The sequence below is a fragment of the Mesorhizobium sp. WSM4829 genome (assembly GCF_055811475.1).
The window spans coordinates 1-7,461 of sequence record NZ_JBVVQJ010000016.1; the positions used below are offsets into that span (position 1 = coordinate 1).

At 62.4% G+C, this 7,461-nt stretch carries 7 protein-coding genes; all 7 read right to left on the bottom strand.

Going from position 1 to position 7,461, the window contains the following annotated elements:
• Positions 1 to 353: alcohol dehydrogenase catalytic domain-containing protein (locus tag AC0L17_RS16835; RefSeq protein WP_473516654.1), on the bottom strand; the 353-nt coding region annotated here is incomplete at its 3' end.
• 52 nt (positions 354 to 405) lie between these two features.
• The gene (locus AC0L17_RS16840) at positions 406 to 1,593 is read right to left on the bottom strand and encodes a glycine C-acetyltransferase (RefSeq protein WP_473516751.1); all 1,188 of its coding nucleotides are present in this window, start codon (positions 1,591 to 1,593) and stop codon (positions 406 to 408) included.
• A gap of 38 nt (positions 1,594 to 1,631) precedes the next feature.
• Positions 1,632 to 2,576, bottom strand: a complete 945-nt coding sequence (locus AC0L17_RS16845) for a homoserine kinase (protein WP_287122247.1) — start codon at positions 2,574 to 2,576, stop codon at positions 1,632 to 1,634.
• A gap of 33 nt (positions 2,577 to 2,609) precedes the next feature.
• Complete coding sequence (thrC, locus tag AC0L17_RS16850) at positions 2,610 to 4,031, bottom strand: threonine synthase (RefSeq protein WP_473516655.1); 1,422 nt, start codon at positions 4,029 to 4,031, stop codon at positions 2,610 to 2,612.
• Between the two features lie 64 nt (positions 4,032 to 4,095).
• Entirely contained in the window at positions 4,096 to 5,346 is a 1,251-nt protein-coding gene (locus tag AC0L17_RS16855) for an NAD(P)/FAD-dependent oxidoreductase (RefSeq protein ID WP_473516752.1), read from the bottom strand.
• Positions 5,347 to 5,461: 115 nt separating this feature from the next.
• The gene (locus AC0L17_RS16860) at positions 5,462 to 6,340 is read right to left on the bottom strand and encodes an ABC transporter permease (RefSeq protein ID WP_091593974.1); all 879 of its coding nucleotides are present in this window, start codon (positions 6,338 to 6,340) and stop codon (positions 5,462 to 5,464) included.
• 35 nt (positions 6,341 to 6,375) lie between these two features.
• Entirely contained in the window at positions 6,376 to 7,326 is a 951-nt protein-coding gene (locus AC0L17_RS16865; RefSeq protein WP_091593972.1) for an ABC transporter permease, read from the bottom strand.
• Positions 7,327 to 7,461 lie beyond the last annotated feature (135 nt).

Here is a 7,461-nt window from a genome sequence, read left to right on the forward strand (position 1 = left end):
CCGACGCCGAGGGTGTTGCGGCACAGATGCCCCCTGCCCGCCCGGCAATTGCGGCAATGGCCGCAGACGATGTGGCCCTCGCCCGAAACGCGCTGGCCGATCTTGTATTCGGTGACCGCCGCGCCGAAGTCGGCGACCGTGCCGACGAATTCGTGGCCGGTCACCATCGGCACCGGCACGGTCTTCTGCGCCCACTGGTCCCAATTGTAGATATGGACGTCAGTACCGCAGATCGCGGTCTTCTTGATCTTGATCAGAACGTCATTCGGGCCGATTTCCGGCACCGGCACTTCCTCCATCCAGATGCCCGGCTCGGCCTTGGCCTTGACCAGCGCCTTCATCATGTTCGACATTCTTTTTTCCCTTGAAACTCTTGATCCGGAATCACTTTTCGCCTCCGGCCGTTCAGGAAATCACACCAAGTTCGCGCCCGACCGCGCCGAACGCCTCGACCGCCCGGTCGATATCGGCGGCCGAATGGGCGGCCGACATCTGCGTCCTGATGCGGGCCTGGCCCTTGGGCACGACGGGAAAGGAAAAGCCGATCACGTAGATGCCGCGCTCAAGCAGCATGTCGGCCATTTGCGAAGCCAGCGCGGCATCGCCGATCATCACCGGAATGATCGGGTGGTCGGATCCCGCCAGCGTGAAGCCCGCTTTTTCCATGTTGGCGCGGAAGCGCGAGGCGTTGTCGTAGAGCCGGCGGCGCAAGCCGCCGCCCTGCTCGATCATATCCAGCACCTTCAGCGAGGCCCCGGCGATAGCAGGCATCAGCGTGTTGGAAAAGAGATAGGGACGCGAGCGCTGGCGCAGCCATTCGACCACCGGCCTGCTCGCCGCCGTGTAGCCGCCCGAGGCGCCGCCCAATGCCTTGCCGAGCGTGCCGGTGATGATGTCCACCCTGCCCTCGACGCCGCAATGCTCGGCCGAGCCGCGCCCGTGCTCGCCGACGAAACCGACGGCATGGCTGTCGTCGACCATCACCATTGCATCGTACTTGTCGGCGAGATCGCAGACGCCCTTCAGATTGGCGATGATGCCGTCCATGGAAAATACACCATCGGTGGCGATCAGCCGAAAACGGCAATCCATTGCCTCCTTCAGCCGCGCTTCCAGATCGGCCATGTCGTTGTTGGCGTAACGGAAACGCTTCGCCTTCGACAGCCGCACGCCGTCGATGATCGAGGCGTGGTTCAGCGCGTCGGAAATGACCGCGTCCTCCTCGGAAAGCAGCGTCTCGAACAGACCGCCATTGGCGTCGAAGCAGGAACCGTAGAGGATTGTATCCTCCATACCGAGGAAGCTCGATATCTTTGCCTCGAGCTGCTTGTGTTCCTCTTGTGTGCCGCAGATGAAGCGCACCGAGGCCATGCCGTAGCCGTATCGGTCGAGCGCGGCCTTCGCCGCTTCGCGCAGCTCTTCGCTGTCGGCGAGGCCGAGATAGTTGTTGGCGCAGAAATTGAGCAGCTTGCGGCCGCCAACCTCGATTTCGGACGACTGGGGCGAGGTGATGACTCGCTCGCGCTTGTACAGGCCCTCCGTCTCGATCTGCGAAAGCAGCTCGCCAACGTGGTCTTTGAGAGTCGGTGCCATCGTGCTTCCATTTCCATTGGTGATCTTCGCGGTCTTGCTCATGCGACTTCTCCCCGGAGCACGCGCAACATGCGCTCGAAGTGGCTTGGATCGTGTGCTTTGAGGAGCGCAGCTTCCCGGGGCTGGTACAGATCCCAGAGACGCGATAACCAAAAACGAAATGCTCCAGCGCGCTGCATCGCAGGAAGCAATAAGCGTTCGGGTCCAGTGAGCGCGCGAACTGACTCATACGCGCCGAGAAAGGCGGCAACTTGCTTAGTGTCTTGGCGGCCGGTGCCACTATCGACGCACCAGTCATTGAGGCACACGGCTATATCGAACAAAAAGGTGTCGCATCCGGCGAAGTAGAAATCGAAGACGCCGGTCAGGTGACCACCTTCAAACAACACGTTGTCGCGAAAGAGATCAGCGTGCACCGGCCCGCTTGGGAGTTCCTCGTAGGTGGAGGACACGGCGATCTGGTTCTGAAAGGCCAGTTCGCTCGTGAGCAGCGAGCGCTGTCCCTCAGATACGCAGCGGCCGACCACCGGCACCACCTCGTTCCACCATTCGAGGCCGCGCGGATTGGCCTGCCGCCGTGGGTAATCGCTCCCGGTCACGTGCATTCGCGCCAGGATCTCCCCGACAGCGCGACAATGCGACTCTGTCGACGCCGTCACGCTCTCGCCAGGAAGCCTGTTGACGATCACGGCAGGCCGGCCTTTTAGTGTGTGAAGGATTTCGCCTCTGACGTTGGCAACCGGATCCGGGACCGGCATTCGCCGCGCCGCAAGGTGCTTCATCAGGTGAAGGTAGAAGGGCAATTGCTCGAATGTGAGCCGCTCGAACAGGGTCAGCACATATTCGCCTGCCTCGGTGTCGACAAAGTAGTTCGTGTTCTCAATTCCGCTCGCGCTGCCGCGAACGGAGTTCGGCTGTCCCAGGCCCAGAGCCTGAAAGAAAGTTGCGACTTCGTTAGGTGACAATTCGGTATATACGGCCATGGCGAAAGAGGTCCCGGTCGTGGAAGCAGCCTTTCAGCAAGCCTGCAGGGTTTCAGCGATGTAGGTCTTCACGGTCTGTGCATCGGCGGAAAGCAGTTTGAACCGTCTCGGCAAACCCTCTATGCCGTCGAACCGTTGCGGAGGAACTGGCTCTCGGCCCAGGGCCTCTCTGATGGTCTCCGCAAATTTGACCGGCAGGGCCGTCTCGAGCACGATCATCGGCACATCCGAAACCGAATGCTCGCGCGCGACCTTCACGCCGTCTGCAGTGTGTGGATCGATCAGCGCGTTGAAGCGGTGCCACGCGTCACGGATCGTCGCCAACCGGTCGGCGTGAGTGCTCTTCCCGCTGCGGAAACCAAAATGGTCCGCCGCCCTGCCGAAGGCCGGATCCCCGCTGAGATCGAATGACCCGCTTTCGCGCAGTTGATCGTCGAACAGCGATCTCGTCCGGCTGGCGTCGCGACCGAGCAAGTCGAACACAAAACGCTCGAGATTGGAGGCCTTGGAAATGTCCATGGATGGGCTCGAGGTTTCATAGGTATCTGCCCGGCCCCGCACGCGATACGCCCCAGTGCGGAAAAACTCATCGAGCACGTCGTTCTCGTTGGTCGCAATGACGAGACGGGAAATGGGAAGTCCCATCATACGCGCAACATGACCGGCGCAGACGTTGCCGAAATTACCCGAGGGAACGGCAAAGTCGACCTCTGACGAATTCTCTTCAGTCACCTGAAAATAGGCAGAGAAGTAATACACCACCTGAGCGACCAGCCGGGCCCAGTTGATCGAATTGACGGCGCCGATCCGGTGGCGCCTCTTGAAGTCAGCATCGCCGGACACGGCTTTCACGATGTCCTGGCAATCATCGAACACCCCTTCGATGGCAATGTTGTGAATGTTGTCGTCCTGCAGGCTGAACATCTGGGCTTGCTGGAAGGCGCTCATGCGTCCGTGTGGCGACATCATGAAGACGCGGATGCCCTTCTTGCCGCGCATGGCATATTCCGCCGCGCTGCCCGTGTCGCCACTGGTTGCCCCGAGGATATTCAACTCCACACCCCGCCGCGCCAGTTCATACTCGAGCAAATTGCCGAGCAACTGCATCGCCATGTCCTTGAACGCCAGGGTGGGACCGTTCGACAGTTCCGCCACATGGAGACCGCTCTCAAGCGTTCGCACGGGCGCGATCCTGGCGGTCCCAAAAACCTCGGGCCTGTAGGTCTTTGCACAGATGGCCTTCAGGTCAGCGGGCGGAATATCGTCGATGTAGAGCGACAGGATTTCAAAGGCGAGCACTGGGTAGGACAAGCCCCGCCACCGATTCAGCGTGGCATCATCCAGCCGAGGGTAGACCTCGGGCACATAGAGGCCGCCATCCGGGGCAAGGCCTTCAAGCAGAATCTCGCAGAACTTCCTGCGTTCGGGATGGCCGCGCGTGGAGATGTAGTGCATGTGATGCTGTTCCTTGTCGCCGCAATTGTTCGGCAAGGGTCGAGTGACCGCCACCCTTCGGCCTTCAGCGGCTGGCGCGCCACCAGGCGATACGGTCCTGCAGGGCGTAGCCCTTGATAACGGCCGGCAGGAACCACGGATTGCCACGATAGAGCGGGATCGCCGCAGGCGGTCGGAAATCGAATGCGGTGCGCGCCCGATCGCCATGTCCCATCAGCTTGTGAGCCGCACGCGTGCCGACCCATGGCGCCCAGACCACGCCCGAACCGCAGAATCCGGTGGCATAGACCACGCCATCCTTCTCGAAGATCCTGGGCAGCATGTCACGGTGCATCGCCACATTGCCGAACCAGCTGTGCGAAAGACGAACATTCTCCAGTTCTGGGAAAATTTCGCCCAGCCCGTTGCGCAAACGTAGCGTCGGGGCTGCCGGATCGCCTGCACGCGAGCTGTCGCGCCCGCCGAGCAGAATGCGTCTGCCGTCCGGCGAAGGGCGATAATAGAAGCCAAGCTCGCGGCCCTCACCCATCATCATCCGCTTCGGCATCAGGCGCGCCATCAGCTCAGGCGCGAGTTCCTCGGTGGCAATGATCCGGCTGCGAACCGGCACCAGCCGGCGGCGCAGGAAGGGATTGGCGCCGTCGGTGTAGCCATTTGTGCAGACCAGCACCTGCCGCGCCTGCACCGTTCCGGCCGAAGTGGCGACGCGGAACCCCGAGCTATCCCTTTCAATCGAGGTCACGGGCGTGTTCGAATGCACCGCCAGTCCCGAAGCGAGCGCCACCCGCAGGAGCTCCGCGTGGAACTTGGCCGGGTGCAGCCCGCCGATGTCCATCCTGACCATGCCGCCGCGATAGAAGTCGGTGCCGACATAGTCGCGCTGCTTTGCATATGGAACAGCGTAGGATTCGATCCCCAGTTTCCTTGCCAACGCCTCGGCGCCGCGGGCCATCTTCTCGTACTGTTCATATCCGATGGCGCCCTTGAACAGGCCAACCAGTTGAAAGTCGCAGTCGAGCTTTTCCGACTTGATGAAATCGTAAAGGAATTCGCGCGCGACCTTGCCCTCGGCCTCGATCGCCATGGCTTTTTCTTCGCCGAAGCGCCGGGTGATCGTGGCGTAGTCCAGCCGGATGCTCCCGCTGGTAATTCCGCCATTGCGCGACGAGGCCCCCTCGCCCGGATTCATCGCATCAAAAGCTGCAACCGAGCGCCCCTCGCGCGCCAGCGCAAGCCCGGCCGAAAGCCCGGCATAACCGGCGCCGACGATCGCCACATCGACTGTCCTCGCCAGGGGCTGCGGCGGCAGCGGCATGACGGGCGCCGCCTCCCACCAGTAGGGTGTGCTCTTGTTGGCGACTTTGGGCTCGTGCACGTGAGGGACTTCTCGTTGCGGTTTCAGGAGGCTGGGTCGGTCCATGCCGGCGAGGTCAGACACGGTCGTCCCGCACGTCGAGCGCATCGCGCAACCCGTCGCCGATGAAATTGAAGCTTGTCACGGCGATGGTGATGGCGGCGCCGGGAATGATCGCCAGCCAGGGCGCACTGTCCAGATACTGCTGGGCGCCCTCGAGCATGTTGCCCCAGCTCGGCAGCGGCGGCTGAATGCCATACCCCAGGAAGCTGATATAGGCTTCCAGGAGGATCGCGTGGGCAACCGTCAAAGTAGCGGCCACGATGATCGGGCCCATGGCGTTGGGCAGGATCTCGCGAAACATGATATGCGCGCCGCTAAGCCCCAGCATGCGCCCGGCCAGCACAAACTCGCGCTCGCGCAATGACCGCACCTCGGCCTCGACAATTCGAGCGACCTCCATCCAGCTGGTGACAGCGACGATCACGGTGACCATAGCCGGGCTCGGCTTCAGTGCCGCGGCCAAGGCAAGCAGCAGGAATATGGAGGGGAATGACAGGAAGCCATCGACCGTGCGCATCAGCGCTGCGCCGATCCAGCCGCCGCGGTAGCCCGCGATCACGCCGACGAGCGTTCCGATCATCGTCGACAGCAGCATGGCAAAGAAAGCCACCAGCAGTGAGGTCCTCCCCGCCATGAACAGTCGCGCCGCCACGTCCCGCCCCAAAGGATCGGTCCCAAGATAGTGGTCGCCCGTCAGCGGCGGTGCAAAGCGGGCGCGCAAATCGATGTATAGGGAATCATAGGGCAGGAGATGCGGGCCGAAGACGCATGCCAGCGTGAGAAGGGTGATCATCGTGACTCCCAGCAACGCCAGATGATGGCTGGTGAAACGGCGCACGGTGCGGCTGCGCCACCAGCGGCTTGGTCCTGCATTTGCGGCGAGAGCGGTCATTTCGGGTGCCTCCTGTTGGGTGTGAGGTTACGCGCTCAACCCAGACGAATACGCGGGTCGACGATCGCCACGGCAATATCTGCGATCAGGTTGCCCAGAATGACGAGAATGGCCGAGAACATCAGCAGTCCCATCACGACCGGGTAGTCGCTGTAGCCGAGGCTGTCCAGGAACAGTCGACCCATCCCCGGCCAGGTAAACACTGTCTCCGTCACCAGCGCGCCGGTCAGGATGCTGGGAAGCTGCACCCCGGCCAGTGTGATCATCGGCAAAAGCGCATTGCCGACGACGTGCTTCATGATGACTCGGCGCTCGCTCAGGCCCTTGGCGCGGGCGGTCTTGACAAAATCCTGGCCGATGGCGTCGAGCGTCGCCGATCGCATGTAGCGGCTCCAGATCGCGACATGCACCAGCGACAGCACGATGCTTGGCATGATCAGGTGATGCAGGTAGTTCAGGACCGAACCGTCGCCGATCGTGTACATGTTGCCTGCAGGCAGCCAGCCCAGCTGCAAGGAGAAGATGTAGATGCCGACGAGCCCGAACCAGAAGGTCGGGATCGACAGCGCGACCATGGCTCCGACCGTCGCCATATAGTCGAACAGCGAATAGCGGTGCGTGGCGCCACGAATGCCGATCCAGGTGCCGATGGCGATCGCAATCGCGGTGGACGTCCCCATCAGCAGCAGCGTCGCAGGGACGTGCCGGCCAATCACTGCCAGCACAGGCGCGCCGTCGCGGAAGGAGTGGCCCCAATCGCCCTGGAGAAGCCGCCAGGCCCAGTCGAAATATTGGATCAAAAGCGGACGGTTCAGGCCCAACTGCTCTTTCAGGCGCTCGAGATCGTCCTGCGTCATGCTGGGATCGAGCCCGAATTGCGCCAGCGGCCCGCCAGGCAGCAGGTTCAGGACGAGGAACCCGATGACCGAGACGATCAGGAGCAGGATGAGGCTCTGTGAGAGCCGGTTGAGCAGGAAGCCGCGCATTCATCTCTCCTCTTTCAAGACAGCGCCCATCTTTAAGACGGGGCCATGACTGGCGGGGGGGGGGGGGGGGCGGGGGGGGGGGGGGGGGGGGAGGGGGGGAGCAACAAACACGCCCCCCACGCCCCGGCCAGGCCG

What these genes read in the sequence shown, in the direction of transcription:
- AC0L17_RS16840 (WP_473516751.1), bottom strand. Translation starts at nt 1,593, where the DNA reads ATGGCACCGACTCTCAAAGACCACGTTGGCGAGCTGCTTTCGCAGATC.
- AC0L17_RS16845 (WP_287122247.1), bottom strand. Translation starts at nt 2,576, where the DNA reads ATGGCCGTATATACCGAATTGTCACCTAACGAAGTCGCAACTTTCTTT.
- thrC (WP_473516655.1), bottom strand. Translation starts at nt 4,031, where the DNA reads ATGCACTACATCTCCACGCGCGGCCATCCCGAACGCAGGAAGTTCTGC.
- AC0L17_RS16855 (WP_473516752.1), bottom strand. Translation starts at nt 5,346, where the DNA reads ATGCCGCTGCCGCCGCAGCCCCTGGCGAGGACAGTCGATGTGGCGATC.
- AC0L17_RS16860 (WP_091593974.1), bottom strand. Translation starts at nt 6,340, where the DNA reads ATGACCGCTCTCGCCGCAAATGCAGGACCAAGCCGCTGGTGGCGCAGC.
- AC0L17_RS16865 (WP_091593972.1), bottom strand. Translation starts at nt 7,326, where the DNA reads ATGCGCGGCTTCCTGCTCAACCGGCTCTCACAGAGCCTCATCCTGCTC.